The 13,501-nt window shown below is 55.1% G+C and carries 25 protein-coding genes and 1 pseudogene; 11 read left to right on the forward strand and 15 right to left on the reverse strand.

The annotated features are described in order from the left end of the window. The first annotated feature begins 15 nt into the window (after nucleotides 1-15). The gene (locus HX868_RS19100) at nucleotides 16-759 is read left to right on the forward strand and encodes a hypothetical protein (RefSeq protein ID WP_143192519.1); all 744 of its coding nucleotides are present in this window, start codon (nucleotides 16-18) and stop codon (nucleotides 757-759) included. 21 nt (nucleotides 760-780) lie between these two features. On the opposite strand, the pseudogene HX868_RS31275 reads toward HX868_RS19100, so the two are convergent. The 12 genes and pseudogenes from HX868_RS31275 to HX868_RS19155 form a co-directional block, all read right to left on the reverse strand. After that, nucleotides 781-870 (reverse strand): annotated as a pseudogene (locus HX868_RS31275) (chemotaxis protein); the annotation flags it as partial. Nucleotides 871-1,079: 209 nt separating this feature from the next. Then, nucleotides 1,080-1,415, reverse strand: coding sequence for a 3-methyladenine DNA glycosylase (locus HX868_RS19105; protein WP_177003994.1), 336 nt, complete (start codon nucleotides 1,413-1,415; stop codon nucleotides 1,080-1,082). A gap of 8 nt (nucleotides 1,416-1,423) precedes the next feature. Continuing rightward, nucleotides 1,424-1,615 carry a zinc finger domain-containing protein gene (locus HX868_RS19110; protein WP_177003995.1) on the reverse strand — a complete coding sequence of 64 codons (192 nt, stop codon included), beginning with the start codon at nucleotides 1,613-1,615 and terminating at the stop codon, nucleotides 1,424-1,426. Between the two features lie 82 nt (nucleotides 1,616-1,697). After that, nucleotides 1,698-2,102, reverse strand: a complete 405-nt coding sequence (locus HX868_RS19115; RefSeq protein WP_177003996.1) for a hypothetical protein — start codon at nucleotides 2,100-2,102, stop codon at nucleotides 1,698-1,700. Nucleotides 2,103-2,457: 355 nt separating this feature from the next. Continuing rightward, the gene (locus tag HX868_RS19120) at nucleotides 2,458-3,003 is read right to left on the reverse strand and encodes a hypothetical protein (RefSeq protein ID WP_177003997.1); all 546 of its coding nucleotides are present in this window, start codon (nucleotides 3,001-3,003) and stop codon (nucleotides 2,458-2,460) included. Continuing rightward, a complete protein-coding gene (locus HX868_RS19125) occupies nucleotides 3,000-3,596 on the reverse strand; it encodes a recombination protein NinG (protein WP_177003998.1) in 597 nt (198 codons plus the stop codon). The genes HX868_RS19120 and HX868_RS19125 overlap by 4 nt, the downstream gene beginning before the upstream one ends. After that, nucleotides 3,587-3,865: a hypothetical protein gene (locus HX868_RS19130; protein WP_177003999.1), complete on the reverse strand. Its 279-nt coding sequence runs from the start codon at nucleotides 3,863-3,865 to the stop codon at nucleotides 3,587-3,589. Before HX868_RS19130 ends, HX868_RS19125 begins: the two co-directional genes overlap by 10 nt. Then, complete coding sequence (locus HX868_RS19135) at nucleotides 3,865-4,281, reverse strand: recombination protein NinB (protein ID WP_122555123.1); 417 nt, start codon at nucleotides 4,279-4,281, stop codon at nucleotides 3,865-3,867. The genes HX868_RS19130 and HX868_RS19135 overlap by 1 nt, the downstream gene beginning before the upstream one ends. 1 nt (nucleotide 4,282) lies before the next feature. Beyond that, entirely contained in the window at nucleotides 4,283-5,092 is an 810-nt protein-coding gene (locus HX868_RS19140; protein WP_177004000.1) for an ATP-binding protein, read from the reverse strand. Beyond that, complete coding sequence (locus tag HX868_RS19145) at nucleotides 5,082-5,939, reverse strand: replication protein (RefSeq protein WP_177004001.1); 858 nt, start codon at nucleotides 5,937-5,939, stop codon at nucleotides 5,082-5,084. Before HX868_RS19145 ends, HX868_RS19140 begins: the two co-directional genes overlap by 11 nt. Before the next feature lie 65 nt (nucleotides 5,940-6,004). Beyond that, nucleotides 6,005-6,430 (reverse strand): phage regulatory CII family protein, encoded by a 426-nt coding sequence (locus tag HX868_RS19150; RefSeq protein ID WP_177004002.1) that lies wholly within the window; start codon nucleotides 6,428-6,430, stop codon nucleotides 6,005-6,007. 80 nt (nucleotides 6,431-6,510) lie between these two features. Beyond that, complete coding sequence (locus HX868_RS19155) at nucleotides 6,511-6,705, reverse strand: helix-turn-helix domain-containing protein (RefSeq protein ID WP_177004003.1); 195 nt, start codon at nucleotides 6,703-6,705, stop codon at nucleotides 6,511-6,513. 99 nt (nucleotides 6,706-6,804) lie between these two features. On the opposite strand from HX868_RS19155, the gene HX868_RS19160 reads away from it, so the two are divergent. The 5 genes from HX868_RS19160 to HX868_RS19180 all read left to right on the forward strand — a co-directional run bounded on the left by HX868_RS19160 (nucleotide 6,805) and on the right by HX868_RS19180 (nucleotide 9,297). Then, nucleotides 6,805-7,536 (forward strand): helix-turn-helix transcriptional regulator, encoded by a 732-nt coding sequence (locus HX868_RS19160; RefSeq protein WP_177004004.1) that lies wholly within the window; start codon nucleotides 6,805-6,807, stop codon nucleotides 7,534-7,536. Between the two features lie 246 nt (nucleotides 7,537-7,782). After that, nucleotides 7,783-7,992: a hypothetical protein gene (locus HX868_RS19165; RefSeq protein ID WP_177004005.1), complete on the forward strand. Its 210-nt coding sequence runs from the start codon at nucleotides 7,783-7,785 to the stop codon at nucleotides 7,990-7,992. Nucleotides 7,993-8,019: 27 nt separating this feature from the next. Continuing rightward, nucleotides 8,020-8,277, forward strand: coding sequence for a hypothetical protein (locus HX868_RS19170; protein ID WP_177004006.1), 258 nt, complete (start codon nucleotides 8,020-8,022; stop codon nucleotides 8,275-8,277). A 26-nt stretch (nucleotides 8,278-8,303) separates the two neighbouring features. After that, a complete protein-coding gene (locus HX868_RS19175; RefSeq protein ID WP_177004007.1) occupies nucleotides 8,304-8,645 on the forward strand; it encodes a hypothetical protein in 342 nt (113 codons plus the stop codon). Next, a complete protein-coding gene (locus tag HX868_RS19180; protein WP_177004008.1) occupies nucleotides 8,638-9,297 on the forward strand; it encodes a hypothetical protein in 660 nt (219 codons plus the stop codon). Before HX868_RS19175 ends, HX868_RS19180 begins: the two co-directional genes overlap by 8 nt. A gap of 702 nt (nucleotides 9,298-9,999) precedes the next feature. Here the strand turns inward: HX868_RS19180 and HX868_RS31280 are convergent. Both HX868_RS31280 and HX868_RS19190 read right to left on the reverse strand, forming a co-directional pair. Further along, entirely contained in the window at nucleotides 10,000-10,275 is a 276-nt protein-coding gene (locus HX868_RS31280) for a DUF1652 domain-containing protein (protein WP_177004009.1), read from the reverse strand. A 242-nt stretch (nucleotides 10,276-10,517) separates the two neighbouring features. Continuing rightward, complete coding sequence (locus HX868_RS19190; protein WP_177004010.1) at nucleotides 10,518-10,712, reverse strand: hypothetical protein; 195 nt, start codon at nucleotides 10,710-10,712, stop codon at nucleotides 10,518-10,520. Between the two features lie 123 nt (nucleotides 10,713-10,835). On the opposite strand from HX868_RS19190, the gene HX868_RS19195 reads away from it, so the two are divergent. From HX868_RS19195 to HX868_RS19215, 5 genes are all read left to right on the forward strand, one after another. Continuing rightward, the gene (locus tag HX868_RS19195) at nucleotides 10,836-11,063 is read left to right on the forward strand and encodes a helix-turn-helix domain-containing protein (RefSeq protein WP_177004011.1); all 228 of its coding nucleotides are present in this window, start codon (nucleotides 10,836-10,838) and stop codon (nucleotides 11,061-11,063) included. A gap of 738 nt (nucleotides 11,064-11,801) precedes the next feature. After that, entirely contained in the window at nucleotides 11,802-12,032 is a 231-nt protein-coding gene (locus HX868_RS19200; protein WP_047282194.1) for a hypothetical protein, read from the forward strand. Between the two features lie 483 nt (nucleotides 12,033-12,515). Continuing rightward, nucleotides 12,516-12,953 (forward strand): hypothetical protein, encoded by a 438-nt coding sequence (locus tag HX868_RS19205; RefSeq protein WP_177004012.1) that lies wholly within the window; start codon nucleotides 12,516-12,518, stop codon nucleotides 12,951-12,953. Beyond that, nucleotides 12,950-13,135, forward strand: a complete 186-nt coding sequence (locus HX868_RS19210; RefSeq protein ID WP_177004013.1) for a hypothetical protein — start codon at nucleotides 12,950-12,952, stop codon at nucleotides 13,133-13,135. Before HX868_RS19205 ends, HX868_RS19210 begins: the two co-directional genes overlap by 4 nt. Next, nucleotides 13,132-13,323, forward strand: a complete 192-nt coding sequence (locus HX868_RS19215) for a hypothetical protein (RefSeq protein WP_177004014.1) — start codon at nucleotides 13,132-13,134, stop codon at nucleotides 13,321-13,323. Before HX868_RS19210 ends, HX868_RS19215 begins: the two co-directional genes overlap by 4 nt. Here HX868_RS19215 and ykgO read toward each other — a convergent pair whose 3' ends face one another. Continuing rightward, the gene (gene ykgO / locus HX868_RS19220) at nucleotides 13,324-13,479 is read right to left on the reverse strand and encodes a type B 50S ribosomal protein L36 (RefSeq protein WP_019816741.1); all 156 of its coding nucleotides are present in this window, start codon (nucleotides 13,477-13,479) and stop codon (nucleotides 13,324-13,326) included. It abuts the gene before it with no gap. Between the last annotated feature and the right edge of the window lie 22 nt (nucleotides 13,480-13,501).

The raw sequence follows: 13,501 nt of genomic DNA on the forward strand, positions 1-13,501 counted from the left end.
CTTTTCGAAAATGTCTTGAGTGCGGATAATGCACTTCCCTACCGCACTCATCCTTCAAATTTGGATGACCATTTATCTTGGACGATGATGAATAACAACGGACCCATTGCAGAAGACAACGTCGCGGACTTTCCTGGCCGAGAGCAGAATGGCGAAAAGGAGGGTCAGCCGAAACCCGCTACGCCTGAACTTGACGCCGCCCAGGAAGCGCGCATTCGACTCGAAATGAAGCTCCACCGTGAACAATACGAGGCGGATGAGGTTCAGCGTAAGAAGAGGTTCATGAACAGGCTCGTCATATCGACTGCCGCTGGATTCGTCTTCCTCGTTTTTAACTTCTTATCTCTGCGCAACCCCGAAATCTACGACGTGGATCCGGAAACACTCAGAATTGTCAACCAAGCCATCAACGCAATCATTCTGCTGACGGTGCCTTTTGTTCTAGGAACAATAGGCGCTTCTGCGAGAATACTGATTTCCGACATAAATCCTCAGCACAAAACCGCTTTGATTGTGTCGTCTGGCCTGATGGCCGTTTTTTCATGGGTTAGTATTAAAAGCGGTGTATTGGTAGCCTTGCTAGCTCCGCACATTGAAAGAGCTAACCTTTCAAAAGAAACCGTTACAACAGGCCAAAGCGATTTCTATACCTTGGCATTGGTCGCAATCGCGGTAGGCATGTTTGCGACGAACGTATATTTAATGATCGCGCAAAGGGTTGATCAACTAACACTGCGATCCAAGGACGACAGACCTTGAGACACTGAGGAAGTCTGTGGGCTTCCTCAGCAACAGCAGACCACCGAGCAAAACAGTGCCGGTACCGCCAAGCCACGCGAACGTGCCAGGGTCCAGGTCACTAGTATCCATCGCCACTCCATAGAGAAAGGTGGCCGAGGTACGACCTGTACAAATAAGTCAGCTCCAGCAGCACTCCCAGTTCGGAGCAATGGGTGTGATGGGGCCGAAAACGAAAAGGCCCCGCACGATGGCGAGGCCTTGAATAGTTGCGCGACCTAAGCCGCGCGGTATTGCTTGGTAGGCCCCCAATTATGTAGGCCTGCCGTCTTCAGGGTGATTTAAGCCACAGTGCCGTCGGCGTTGAGATAGTCCCAGCGCATGTACACGGGAATGTTGTAGCTGTCGCTCAACTGCATATATACCCCCAGACCCGCAGGAATCATGATGGGCTGAAAAACCTCACCCCCTGTATGAATGATCGGTAGCGTGAATTGAAAGCGATCTGGTGGCGGGGTCAGTCCAACACTTACGGTGTTTTGGACCCAGGTACGAATGTCATAAAAAATAATGCCATTCACGTTTTGTTGTGGTGTGAACAACGTAGCTACCTGAGAGGCGCTACCGCTGAACTTTAGGTCGTTTTTGAAGTGTTTGCCAAGTACTCGTACAGTCATTTTGTCACCTATTGAGTCGAATGAATTGTCGCGGAGGATTCCGCTTTCATGTCGCTCAAAGGCGATTGCTCGAGGCTCATGGCCTTCACATGATTCAACGTCCCGCACCGGGAACATTTGATCTGGAGCTCTGTAAACCCACCCGTACGGGCGAGAAGTCTTTTGCAGTTACCGCATCTGAATTCTTTCAACATCTGCAAATTCCTTTTGCTGAATCGCCCTTTCCGTGGGCAATAAAAAACCCGACACAGTGGCCGGGCTTGAGTCTAAGGAGTGAGTTCCTTAGCTCGTGGGTATCCCTTCAGTTACTTCGGCTGCAGGAGCCTCCAGAGCAATCCGCTGCTGTCGCTTTTCCTCAAGCAACTCAACGATTGAGGCCCGATGTTTTTCGGTATGCGCGAGGAATGCGGACCTTGGAAGCAAAAGACGCACAGGTGCAGGCAGAAGCTCAAAAGCCTTTTCCGCAACAAGCAAAAACACTTCGTCATCCTTGATGCGATCATGTGTAACAGTAAGCAGGCCATCAACCACAACGCGCTCTATCTGCGGCCAATTTTTTTCCAAATACTCAGTAGCGGCGCTTGCCCCCTCTCCAACAGAGTTAAGGACTGCATCCTTCGCTGAGATCGCCGTCTCGCTAACGGCTTCTGACAATGCCTTCGCCTTGTCGGCCAAAAATCCGAACATACTCATCCGCTCCCTGAATGCACGATAAATATTTATCGACAACGATGGAGCGTTCTTTAGAACAAATTTCTAGCATAGAAAACCCGGTGCTTGGCTGGGTTCTGGATAAGTAGAGATTGGTGGTGTTCGAACCCATGGGCGCTTTGGTAAAACTCCGTGGCGGACATCTCAACGACTGGCTACCGGAGCAGTATCTATGCGCACTAATTCAAACTTAGAACCGCTCGGTCACCGCCCCCTGAATACAAAAAGCCCCGCACAGTGGCGAGGCTCTTCGATATCAATCCCTAACGCGCAAGATCGACAGGTTGGATAAATACTCTCTCACTTTCTCACTCATTGCAATGGCTATTTGCTACGCCGCACAACTTTCGATTAAACCCTCAGCGTCGAGCAGTTCCTGAGCGGCCGTCAGCGCCTCGTTTACCTGGTCATCCAGCGTCTTGCGGATCCCTGAGCGCCACCGGTACCGCGTCGATTCCGGCTTGCCGTCATTGTCCCAATTGGTGATGTCGTACCAGGCGGCCGGCAGCACAGCGGCGGAGCGTTTGCCCTCAGCACCGGCAACTTGCGGAATGGCCCACGTCAGCACAGCGCACTCACGAAACCGTTTCGGCGCCGGCGACTTCACCGAATTCAGGAGTTCCAGGATCGCGCCGTGCTTGCGCTCCTGGTGCGTAGAGTACTTCGCCACTAGTGCCCGCCAATGTGCCGGGGTCAGCATCTTGTGCAGCCGCCCGAACACCCAGCAGTCTTGGAGAAACGCAGCCTCCTTGCCGATGATCTCCCCCTTCTGCTTGGCGCACTGCACCTTCGGCTCAAAGTCGCAGCCGCCGGCGGAACTGATGGTCTCGGCCGCGAGCGCCCGAACTACTGCTGAAACAACGTTGCGATAGGTCATGCTGCAGCCCTCTTCAGTTCTCTGGTCTTCGCCCGGTAGTAGGCCTTGATGCCCTTGATCTGCTCGACGGTGTATTTCCGCACGCTCTGGTCTGCTTCCAGAGCGTCGACGGCCTCCTGGCCGATTCGCGCAATCAGGCCGATCCGGTAATCCACGGCATTGCCCGAAAGGAAGCGGTTGTCCTGCTTGCTCTGGGCGTGACAGTTACGTTCATCGAAGCGTAGGTGCGGCGCGGAGCCGACGCTGCGGTAGTGGCCGGCATCGACTGCGTTGCCGCTCCAGTCCAAGGGCTTTCCGCTGGAGATGCAGAGGTGGCCGGCGGCCTGATCCCGGGTGCGGACGTACTCATTGAACGACTGCTGAGCCTCGCGCATGTGTTCGCCGCGGCTCTTCAGCCTCTCCTTGCGAACCTTGATTTCGCGGCGCTCAACCTGGGCCAGCGACTTACGCGCTTTGGCCTGGTTCACGTCCTTGATGGCCAGGCCACACTTCGGGCTACATACCGCCTGGCCCAGTCGCTGCGGCGGAAAGTTGATGCCGCATGCAGGGTTCTTGCAGGTTTTCTTTTTCCGTTCCTTGGTTGTTACAAGCATGGCTCAGCCTCCTTGGCTTTCTGCTGCTCTGTGGTGAAGTCGCCGCGCAAGGGCATCAATTGCTCAGGCTTGAAAAACCCGTAGCCGTCTTCGCCATCTCGCCCAACGATCCAGCCGTCATGTGGAGCGACCCACAACCGGCCGCCTGGTTCTTCAGCTTTCTGCCCCTGGAGCCGAAAAATGACGAGGCTCACTTGCGACATAGAGGAAATTCCGTAACGCGAAACCAGCGTCAGCGCAAGGTCGCCCGGTTTGAAGTTGCGGCTCATCAGTAGCGCCCTCCCCAATTGTCCTTTTGCGTCCAGCGCACCTGGTGCTCGGCGCCGAATGCATGCACCCACTCGATCAACTCGCCGCACTGCTTCACGTTCAGCTTGCTGGTGCGCTCGTAGATAACGTCGAAGCCGTTGCCGTCCACCGCCGGGATCATCTGCGGCTTGTCGCCCGACTCACGGAGCCAGGCGGCGGTCAGCAGGCGCTTCCAGATCAGGACGTCCCACTTCTTCCCGGCGTGCTCGACCTGGGCGGCGATGTCGGCCAGCGCCGCGTGCAGAGCCTTGTTCTGCTCCCCGCTACGGTCCACTTCGGTGATGGCCAGCTTCTTGGGCTTGGCCAGGTCTAGGCCGGCGATGTAGCCCATGGCCTTGTTGCGGTCTGATTCGTTGCGGATCTGGAGGCTGGTCATATCAGAACCCTTCCTTGCCGCGCTGCGATTCCCACTCGAACGGGATGACGATCACCCCACCCTCCCGAAGCCGATCAATGCAGCGGTCGCCGATGGCGTCTGGCAGCGCCTTGGCTTCCAGATTGGAAACGATCACCGTGGGGCGCATCTGCTCGTACCGACCGTTGATGATTGCGAACAGGGTGGTCAGCTCGAAGTCGCTGGGCTTTTCCTTGCTGACGCCGATCTCGTCCAAAATGAGTAACGAGGGGCTGATCAGGCTCGACAGGATCTGGCTTTCGCTCTGGTCGCTGGTGCGGTCGTAGGTCGCCCGGATCGCCTGCAGCACGGAACCGATAGTGCGGTACACAGCCGTGGCGCTGGACCTGGCCATGATCTCGTTGGCGATCGCCACGGACAGATGCGTCTTGCCGGTGCCAGGCTTGCCCAGCAGCAATAGGCAGCGGCCCGTCTCGGCGATCTGCGCGAACTCTGCGGCATACCGGCGGCAAGTGTTCAGCGCCTTGCGTTGCTCAGCGGTGGTGGCTATGTAACCGTCCAGGGTTTTGCTGGCGAAACGCTTGGGAATCAGTGCGGCACCGAGCTTGCGCTCCATAGCCATACGTAATTCCATCGCCTTGTTCGCCTGCTCGGCGGCCTCGGTCTTCTCGCGCGCTAGTCGGCTGCACTCAGGGCAGGAGCTCTTCAGCTCCTTGCCCAGCACAGGGAATACCTTTTGCTCGAAAGCACCATGAATCTCACAGTCTCCTGGCTGGATGCGTGTTCCTGGCGGTAGCTCAGGTGCGGGTTGATCAGCGGCCTCAGATCGCATAGGAACCGTCCTCACGCTGAATCAGGCCGTGGGTGTAATTGCGCTCAGCGAAGCCGGTGTGGCGAGACTGGGACGCCGGGGCCGGCGCAGATTCCGCCAGGCGCTTGATCACCCAGGACGCCTTGAAACCCTGCCAGCCAGAATTCAAGGCCTCGGTGATTGCGTCTTCGGCGGTGATCCCGGCCTCGACGCACTTGGACAGTTCGGTGTTCACGGTTGACCAGACGGTGGCGGTCACGGCGGCTCGCTTAGCCTTGCGCTGGGTTAGCCAGTCGGCCAACAGTTGCTCAGGGACGTTGTGGCGGTTGTCGGCCAGCAGCTGGGTCATGCCGAACGGAGTCTTGCGATCAGGCTTCGCCGGTTCGGGTTTTGGTTGGGGCGGATTAATCTCTTTCGAAGAAAGAGTTAATAGGGGTTCTTTCTTTGTATAAAGAAGGGAAGTTGCCGTTTTGGTCTCACTCGCATCAGGTCTCAGTGAGACGATTTGAGCTGAGTGAGACGTTTTGGTCTCAGTGAGATTTGCTGGTTTTTCTTCGTAATAGGACCATTCACGAGTAGGCGAAATGCCAATCTCACCGCGGCTACCACCAACGCGGTAGATGATCTTGCGCTCGAGCAGATGGCTGATCGCCTTCGAGGTAACGTCGCGGCGCATGTTGGTCAGCTTGCCCAAGTCATCAGCAGTCAGGCGGCGTGTCTCAACCTGGAAGCCGATCGTTTGACGGGCAATAGCCATCACAACGCGAAGCTCTCTCGCTGGCAGATCAACTGTCGCCAGCGACTCCATCAAATTGTTGTCCATTCGGGTGAACCCCCGAGGGTTGTGTATCGGAACAATGTTTGGCATGATTTCTCTCGCTTACCGCTGTTGAAGAAGCCACCCTCGTCCGGTGGCTTTTTTGTGTATGAAATTCAGGCGGCCTTCACCGACTGCTTGAATACTTCCAGGCTGACGATCACTTCCTCAGCCTCTTTGAGCAGTTCGGATTTCTCGCGAGTGCAAACGCGGCCATCGGCTTGGGCGTCGAAGGCAAGGCGGGTCACGTCAGCTAGATCGGCGTGCAGGCGCAGAAGCGCCGTGTTTAGGTTGATGCCCTCGGGCTTTTCCTTCGGGACCAAGTCGAAACCAAAGGCCTCGGCCCACGCCTTCAGTGGCCGGAAGTCCTGGGTGAACTTCATAATCCGGTGCAGTTCTTGGACGTTCAGTTTGTGGCTGTCGTAGTCCGGGTTCGCTTTCTGGGAAAGCAAAGTCTTTGATGAGAAGCTGGCACCATCTGCAATCCGCCCTGCCCCGTGCTCGTCCACCACGTCATAGATCGCCTTCATCAACTCCTGCATGTAACACCTCGAAATTCTTTACGTGGCGCCCTGCAGGTGCAGAGGCGATCATTTGCTCAATGGAACGGCGGACAGGGATGTCAGGCGGCGGTTTTCTTCGAGCCTTCTGCTTCCAGCTCCTTAAAAACCTCAGGCCTGGCTACACGCAGAAACATCATTCGCGCCCTAGGGATGCCGTACTTCCTCCAATCGCTTACCGATGGGGGGCGCACTTCACACAACTCGGCAACACGGAAAGTGCCGCCGAGAGCGTCGATAATTTCATTTGGGTTCATGCCTGATTTCTCCGGCTATTCGCATAGACACGGATATTAGGCATACCTTTTATTTAGGTCAATAGGAATACCTTAGATGCCAGATGTTAGGCTCCCCTAATGAGGACACTTCAAGAGCGGTTAAAATTGGCAATGGCTGGCCCGCCGAAAGTTACGCAGGCCGCGCTGGCGCGCGCCTGTGGGATTCGCGCGCCGTCTGTAAATGATTGGATTTCAGGGAAAACCAAGACGATTGAGGGGGAGAATCTTTTGATCGCCGCCGACTATCTGAAGGTGCTGCCAATGTGGCTTGCTACCGGAAAGGGTGCGATGCGCAAAGGTTCAGATGGTGAGGCGCAACCTGTAAGCAAGGAGAGCAATGTGGTGGCGATTGATTCTCGCCGCAAATCACAGGACCCCAGCTTCATCACCATTCCTCAGCTTGATGTAGCCGGCTCGATGGGCTCAGGCAGAGTGCCGCCCGATCATATTGAGGTGATCAGAGACATTACCGTGCATCTCGACTGGTTGAAGACTCAGGGCTTGTCATATTCCAAGCTGGAGAACCTGGCCATCATTGATGGTGACGGCGACAGCATGGAGGGCACGTTTCGCAATGGTGACGCCCTACTGGTAGATCGCGGCATCACCGAGATTCGAACTGACGCGATCTATGTCTTCACGCTGGATGGAGAGCTTTTCATTAAGCGGCTTCAGCGCCTGACCGGCGGCTCCCTGCGCATGATTTCAGATAACCCGGTGTACCCGGCAATCATGATTGATGGCGATATGCTCGCCAAAGTGCATATTCAGGCTCGCGTTTTGCTCGTCTGGAATGCTCGAAAATTATAGTCGACTGGAAAAATGTCACGGATGACGTACAAGAGCGATCCTCCACGCTGGGACGATGCGGGTCTAATTCAGCACTTCAAGTTCTGCGCGACGATGCAGCTAAGGACGCCGCTCAGGGTACTGTAGCACCACAACAATACCCATTGGGATCGTGAGCAAAGTCCGCCAAAAATTGCTGAGAGGTCTTGGCAGGGCATTTGGGTGCCGTGTACCAGGCTGTCAGGGCTTTTCGAATATGAGGCAACTATGGCTTCAGAGATTGGACAGATTCCGGTGGCCGGTGGCGATTTTTTGCGTTTTCTACTGACTATTCGCGAGGCGGTTGAGTCTCGCGATACAGGAAAACACGCTGCAGCCCTTGCCGTAGCCACTAGCAAGACATGGGAAGACATTGTGGAAAGGCTCGGCGGCGCCCAAAGCGTGGCGATGAAGCTATGTAAGGCGAAAGCCGGGTAAACCAAATAGAGCATACAGGATGACGCCATGGCCCTCACCAAACCCAACCAGCAACTGCGCCGCGATCTCAAGGCGATCGCCTCAAACCTTGAGGAGTCCTGTGTCGACCTGGGAAAGCTTGCAGAAAAACTCAGCGATGCCGACGCCATTGCTCTGATGGGGTTGGTGGGTACGCTTTATGAGGAAGCTGACAGGCTGGCGGGGTATGCGGATGAGGTGAAAGCGGGGCAAATAATTCGTAGCAAGCCAGAATATGCGCTTGGTTTGGCGCGCCGGACGCTGTAGAAAATTAATTCAGACAGGGGACGATAGTGAGCAGCACGAAAGAAGGAAGCATACTCAAGCATCGTCGGTCTGGCTCATTCGTTGATGAGTTTGCAGACAAGTTCACCGCGATGGCTATGAGTTGGAATGGTGAAACGAGACTGCACGTAACGTTTGGTCGCGACTCCCTTGAGATACCTGGGGAGCGGATTGTTCCAGACCCAAACAATCCTGAAAGGGCCACTCTTGAGCCACAAACTCCGCTTCCCTACCGTAATGACATTGCAGCTCTGACCATCCCCATCGAAGTTGCTGAGGAATTGGCTGTCACCCTCCTGAAAATGATTTCTCAGGAAAACAAGCGGAAGGCGGCTCGATCAGGTGAGTAAAGGATTCGGCTTTAATTTTGACCACTTAAACGTCACAGCAGAAGATTGGTCTGTTATTAAGGCGTATGAAGGCAGAGAGCCGCACCCCCCTCAAGCATCAAAAGTAATTGACCTCAGCGAAGGCGTGATCGGCAGAAAAGCTTCAATCGAAACTCGATCAGCCTCGGGTCGCCGGGTAAATATGAGAGGGGCAAGGCGAGCTCTGGATTTAATGCTTGCCGATGTTGATAGCATGACTAAGAGCCGGCCGGATGACATCGCTCCAAAACCGAGCGATACTGAACACATGAGTGACATCAATCGCGAAGAACTGGACGCCAAATTATCCGCTGTTGAAGCGCGGATGGATCGTCGCATCGCCGATTTCCAAAGCGACATGCGCCAGGCTGTTAGTGACTTCCGACTGGAAATACAGCCTATCAAGGGCATGAAGGCGAATATCTGGTCAGCAACCGCTGTCATGGTTGGCACCATCGTCGCTGTAGTGGGGCTTTCTTTCACGGCATTTGATTCTGGAAGAGAAACCTCAGAACTGGTGCAAGAGGCAAAACAGCAAACGACCGAAACTAGGAAGCTTCTTGAGCAAATACAAGCTCAGCAGAAAAGACTGGTTACACCGCCAGCGTCAGCACCACCATCTGCTAAAGAATGAAAAGCCCGGCCCAGCGCCGGGCTTCTTGTTTCTGATGGTTCTCAGTTCGCTCGCCGCTCATCTTCTTGACCTAGATTGACTCACATCATCAACGTAGCGGCATAATGCCATTGGAATTCGCTACGGAGGTTCGGGTTATGAAAAATGCAATCTGGTACACAGCCCTTGCAATACCACCGATGATAGCGATTGCTGCATTTTCCCTTGAGAGCCGCTACACATATGGCATTCAGGATCGTGGACTTGCCAGACATCGGAAAAAGTTCAGAACCATAGGAAGGGCTGCTGTAGTGGTTAGCATATTGGCGATTGCCGTTACGGCTATATTTCTGGCTCAGAATCCTCAATAGAGCGCCAAGCAGGGTTTCTTGTATCTGCCCTTTCACATTCTTTTCACAGCCGGGCGCCTATGGTTAATTCAGCTCCTCGTGAACACCCTTTAAGCCCGCTATCCCCCATCGCGGGCTTTTCTTTGTCTGCGATTTGCTCCTACATCTATCATCTTTGGAATCCGCGCTCAACGCCAAGGCCGTTCCGGCTTCCCGCACCATTCTTCTCCACTCATCTGAGCCAATGAGATTAGCTTTTTCCATGTCATCCGCTGATCGCAGAAGCTCGTTGTAACGATTCTCCGCCTCACCCACTTGATCTGGTTGAAGCAAAATATCTCGCCAGGCTTTCAGCGCCGCGACCCTCTGTCTGTTACTCATTCAGGTTTTCAACATAGGAGCCGTTTGGGGATAAGCGCATCTGCCTGAGAATTTCGAACTCATCTCGAATCTCTGCGATCAACTTAGCAATAGGCTCTCTCCCACTCAAAGTGGACGTCGGAGGTCCCAGTACTAATAGCTCTACTAAGCCGGTCGCAGGGTCAAAGATTTTTATTTGAAGTGACCCGGACGGATCAATGTGGCAAGTGGAGGACAGCGGGAGTAATGCAGATTCAATTACGTGTCGAAGTTCCAGGGCAGATAGCACGGCAGCTCCTTTAAGCAGGAGCCAGCCAAGGCGCTCACACCTGTATCGGACATGAGCTTAGATTTCCAAGCTTAAGACGTTCATCCCAATACTGCTTGGCGAGATGGAGGTAATTCGACTCTACACCTAACAGGATCCACCGTTAGATCGATTAGGCATGTAGACCTCTGTCATCAACAGATCGCTTTACATCTGAGTCCTATCACTACCTGAGTAAGCCCGCTAAGGAGTGGGTCCATTACTTATGACTGGAACCTCAGATCTTGGAAGGTACCGTTCTCGTTGTGAACCTTCACTGAGGCAGCCTTGCCCGCGATGAGTGGAGCAGCCATCTTCACCAGGCCTTCTTTCGTAGGCGCCTCAGCAAGCGGCTTAACCGAGCCACTCCTAAACAAGCCCCAGCCCATTTTCGTTTTGATGATCTTGTACGAGTTCATGGGCGCATCCATTCGATCTGAGCCGAAAGCGTAGTCGCGATTGATGAATTGTGCGCACTCCCGCTTTATGGTGGCTGTACGCCACGAATGGTAAAGTGCGGGCTCAATTATGGGATGGATCCAATGAAAGAGATTACCCAGCGTCTACGTGGAGAGCGTAAGCGCCTCGGCCTCACTCAGGAAGAGCTTGCGATCATAGGCGGCGTGAAGGTGAACGCCCAGAGCATTTACGAGCGAGGGGTTCGAGTACCGAATGCGATCTACCTTGCAAACATCGCCAAGGCTGGCGTGGACGTGCTTTATGTTGTGACCGGCAAGCAAACACCCTGTACTGCAACGCATAAAGCCTAGGCCACCCACCCCGACCTGAATCCAGAGCCCGCCGCTGAGCGGGCTTTTTTGTGTCTGACGAAAAATAATTAGGCATGCCTATTGACGGCAAAAGAAGGAATGCCTAATGTTCACTCATCGCAGCGACTTACGAGGGACTGCGAAGGGCCTCACAGCCCGACGCTCTTTAACAACATGCGCCATACACGATTACCCGGCTCAGGCTGGGAGGTCAGCCCCGGCTATCACCTGTGGGGCGAGAGGAAGTCAGGTGAACAAAACGCGCTGCCACTACTGGTGACCGGCGACAGACAGGCCCGAAAGCCTGCCAACGATGGGATACCCCATACGGCTGTCGAGGTGTTGACCGAACTGGCGAATGACCTGGTAAGCGGCGCGGGAAACACCCACAGATTTACTGATGCCGCTTCTATGAGGCGGCATTGGAAATCAACGGGAGATAGCAGCAATGACCAGAGAAGAGGCTTACGCAGAGATTGGGAGGCTGGCAGCAGAGTACGCGCTGATCGCACAGGCATTCGGCGGGGGTGATAACGGTGGTTCACCCCGACACGCAACGTGAACACGGGATTGAGGCCAAGTGCTTGTATATGGCCGGACAGGGGCCTTGCCCAGAGGGCAAGCAAGAAGTTGTAGCAACCAAACCTGGCCAGCAAGAAATGTTTGCAGCATGACGGACCTTTTCACTGATGCCCATCCAGAGCGGTGGGCATCGGGAAAACAACCGAGGGCAAGACAATGACACAAACATTTGAACAGGGCTGGGCTGCTCGCTCGTTCGGAGAGCAGTTCCCAGGCATGGATGCTAAAGATGCTGAGCGCCTGGACCGCCTGAATCATGCGATCACAGACCTGTACATGGCCGACATGCTGACGGATAGCCAAATCAAGGCTATCCGGGAGAAGAAGATGCCCAAAGCCGTCAGCAAGGCGGTGGCGAGGATGAAGGCAAGCGCTACGTCAGCCTGACGCAAACTGCCCGAGGCCCTGGTACTCCCCAGCACCAGGCTGCATCGGACTGCTCTCCACCTTTCACGGCAGGCTTGAGATTGTTCAAGAACCTCCACCGAAAGCCTGAGAGCAGTCCGATGCGGACGAAATCGCGGCCTATAACCGCCCACCTGCATCACCGCAACACAGCAGATGAATGCCCGGGCTGACGGGCCTCACGTACGGGAAAACACCCCTGATGTAGTTCAGGGATCGGATGCGAACGCATAGTCCGCCAGTAACGGCGGAACGGTCAGACCCGCTTGATGCTAGTGAACTGACACTTACAGATCGTTAAACGTAGGCAGGTTTGAGTCCTGTCATGCCGGGATCAGCTCCGGCCATCTGCCCCCTTCCCCACCTCTATTACGTCAGCACTCCTCCCCCGCGCCCATCGGCAACCAGCGGGAGGCATGAGTGTTGACGAATACAGGTGAACAACCCGCCACATTGGAGGCGACCATGAACACAGCATTGAAGATATGCCAGGAGCGTTTCGACGCTCAGTTGCCTCCAGAGGTGAGCGGTAGCGACGAGGTGACGGACTGGCTTGAGCATTCGGCGGAGCGCCTGGTGTGTGGCGTCGATATCAAGTGGAAGCGCCGCCACGGCAAGCCGCAAGTGGTGACGTTCGACCGGTTCTGCACGGTGCTGCAGGGCCACCTGAACCAGCGCCAGATCGACGGCCTGGATCAGCGCGATTCATTTGCCCGCCTGCTGCTGTCGGCAATGCTTGGCAGCCAGAGCGATGCCCGGTCCCACGCCGCAGACCTGCTGGGCCAGCAACGCCCCATTGAGGCGGTCGAGAAGATCGCTATCGCGCTGCTCAGGCCATACGCCGAAGACGCTATAGCGGCGGAACGGGAAGAGCGCGAAGACGATGTGGATGCCGACTTATGAGCGCTCACATCCTCATCGACGAAGCGCTTGAAAGCCTCATGCATGCAGCAAGCACGCGAGAGGAGGCCGTGATTGTTCAGCGGATGATCGCCCAGTTCTTGATTGACGAAACGATCACCCTCAAGGAATTCGACCACTACTGCGCACGCCTCAACAAGGTTTCGCGCAAGGAGGCAGCGTGACAACAGCACCGGTTAAATCATTGATCGACGAGCAGCTCGAAGACATCAGCGCTCACAACCTGCGCGAGGCCTACAGCCTGGCAGAGCGCCGCGGCTTCTACGGTGCCCCAATTGAGCAATACGCAGAACCTGGTTACGGCGGTCGCGTCCTCCAGGTCCTGCGCTATAGGGTTGAGCAGCAGAGTTGATCAACCTTTCCCTTTGTTCTTGTTCTTCGCACTGCCCTGCCGCGCTTTGAATTTCGGATTGGATTTGCAGATCACGTAGATCCGGCCCCGGCGCATCACGATCTGGCAGTCGCGGTGACGGTTTTTCGCTTCTTTCAGTGAGGACAGCACTTTCATAGGTGAGGCTCCTTGCATTGAG

Origin of the sequence: Pseudomonas reactans, from assembly GCF_013385825.1 — a bacterium.
Classification (GTDB): Bacteria; Pseudomonadota; Gammaproteobacteria; order Pseudomonadales; family Pseudomonadaceae; genus Aquipseudomonas; species Aquipseudomonas reactans.

Excerpts from the sequence above, each read along its gene's own strand:
- HX868_RS19105 (WP_177003994.1), bottom strand. The coding sequence starts at position 1,415 with ATGACTGTACGAGTACTTGGCAAACACTTCAAAAACGACCTAAAGTTC.
- HX868_RS19115 (WP_177003996.1), bottom strand. The coding sequence starts at position 2,102 with ATGTTCGGATTTTTGGCCGACAAGGCGAAGGCATTGTCAGAAGCCGTT.
- HX868_RS19120 (WP_177003997.1), bottom strand. The coding sequence starts at position 3,003 with ATGACCTATCGCAACGTTGTTTCAGCAGTAGTTCGGGCGCTCGCGGCC.
- HX868_RS19125 (WP_177003998.1), bottom strand. The coding sequence starts at position 3,596 with ATGCTTGTAACAACCAAGGAACGGAAAAAGAAAACCTGCAAGAACCCT.
- HX868_RS19130 (WP_177003999.1), bottom strand. The coding sequence starts at position 3,865 with ATGAGCCGCAACTTCAAACCGGGCGACCTTGCGCTGACGCTGGTTTCG.
- HX868_RS19135 (WP_122555123.1), bottom strand. The coding sequence starts at position 4,281 with ATGACCAGCCTCCAGATCCGCAACGAATCAGACCGCAACAAGGCCATG.
- HX868_RS19140 (WP_177004000.1), bottom strand. The coding sequence starts at position 5,092 with ATGCGATCTGAGGCCGCTGATCAACCCGCACCTGAGCTACCGCCAGGA.
- HX868_RS19145 (WP_177004001.1), bottom strand. The coding sequence starts at position 5,939 with ATGCCAAACATTGTTCCGATACACAACCCTCGGGGGTTCACCCGAATG.
- HX868_RS19150 (WP_177004002.1), bottom strand. The coding sequence starts at position 6,430 with ATGCAGGAGTTGATGAAGGCGATCTATGACGTGGTGGACGAGCACGGG.
- HX868_RS19155 (WP_177004003.1), bottom strand. The coding sequence starts at position 6,705 with ATGAACCCAAATGAAATTATCGACGCTCTCGGCGGCACTTTCCGTGTT.
- HX868_RS19160 (WP_177004004.1), top strand. The coding sequence starts at position 6,805 with ATGAGGACACTTCAAGAGCGGTTAAAATTGGCAATGGCTGGCCCGCCG.
- HX868_RS19165 (WP_177004005.1), top strand. The coding sequence starts at position 7,783 with ATGGCTTCAGAGATTGGACAGATTCCGGTGGCCGGTGGCGATTTTTTG.
- HX868_RS19170 (WP_177004006.1), top strand. The coding sequence starts at position 8,020 with ATGGCCCTCACCAAACCCAACCAGCAACTGCGCCGCGATCTCAAGGCG.
- HX868_RS19190 (WP_177004010.1), bottom strand. The coding sequence starts at position 10,712 with ATGAACTCGTACAAGATCATCAAAACGAAAATGGGCTGGGGCTTGTTT.
- HX868_RS19195 (WP_177004011.1), top strand. The coding sequence starts at position 10,836 with ATGAAAGAGATTACCCAGCGTCTACGTGGAGAGCGTAAGCGCCTCGGC.
- HX868_RS19200 (WP_047282194.1), top strand. The coding sequence starts at position 11,802 with ATGACACAAACATTTGAACAGGGCTGGGCTGCTCGCTCGTTCGGAGAG.
- HX868_RS19205 (WP_177004012.1), top strand. The coding sequence starts at position 12,516 with ATGAACACAGCATTGAAGATATGCCAGGAGCGTTTCGACGCTCAGTTG.
- HX868_RS19210 (WP_177004013.1), top strand. The coding sequence starts at position 12,950 with ATGAGCGCTCACATCCTCATCGACGAAGCGCTTGAAAGCCTCATGCAT.
- ykgO (WP_019816741.1), bottom strand. The coding sequence starts at position 13,479 with ATGAAAGTGCTGTCCTCACTGAAAGAAGCGAAAAACCGTCACCGCGAC.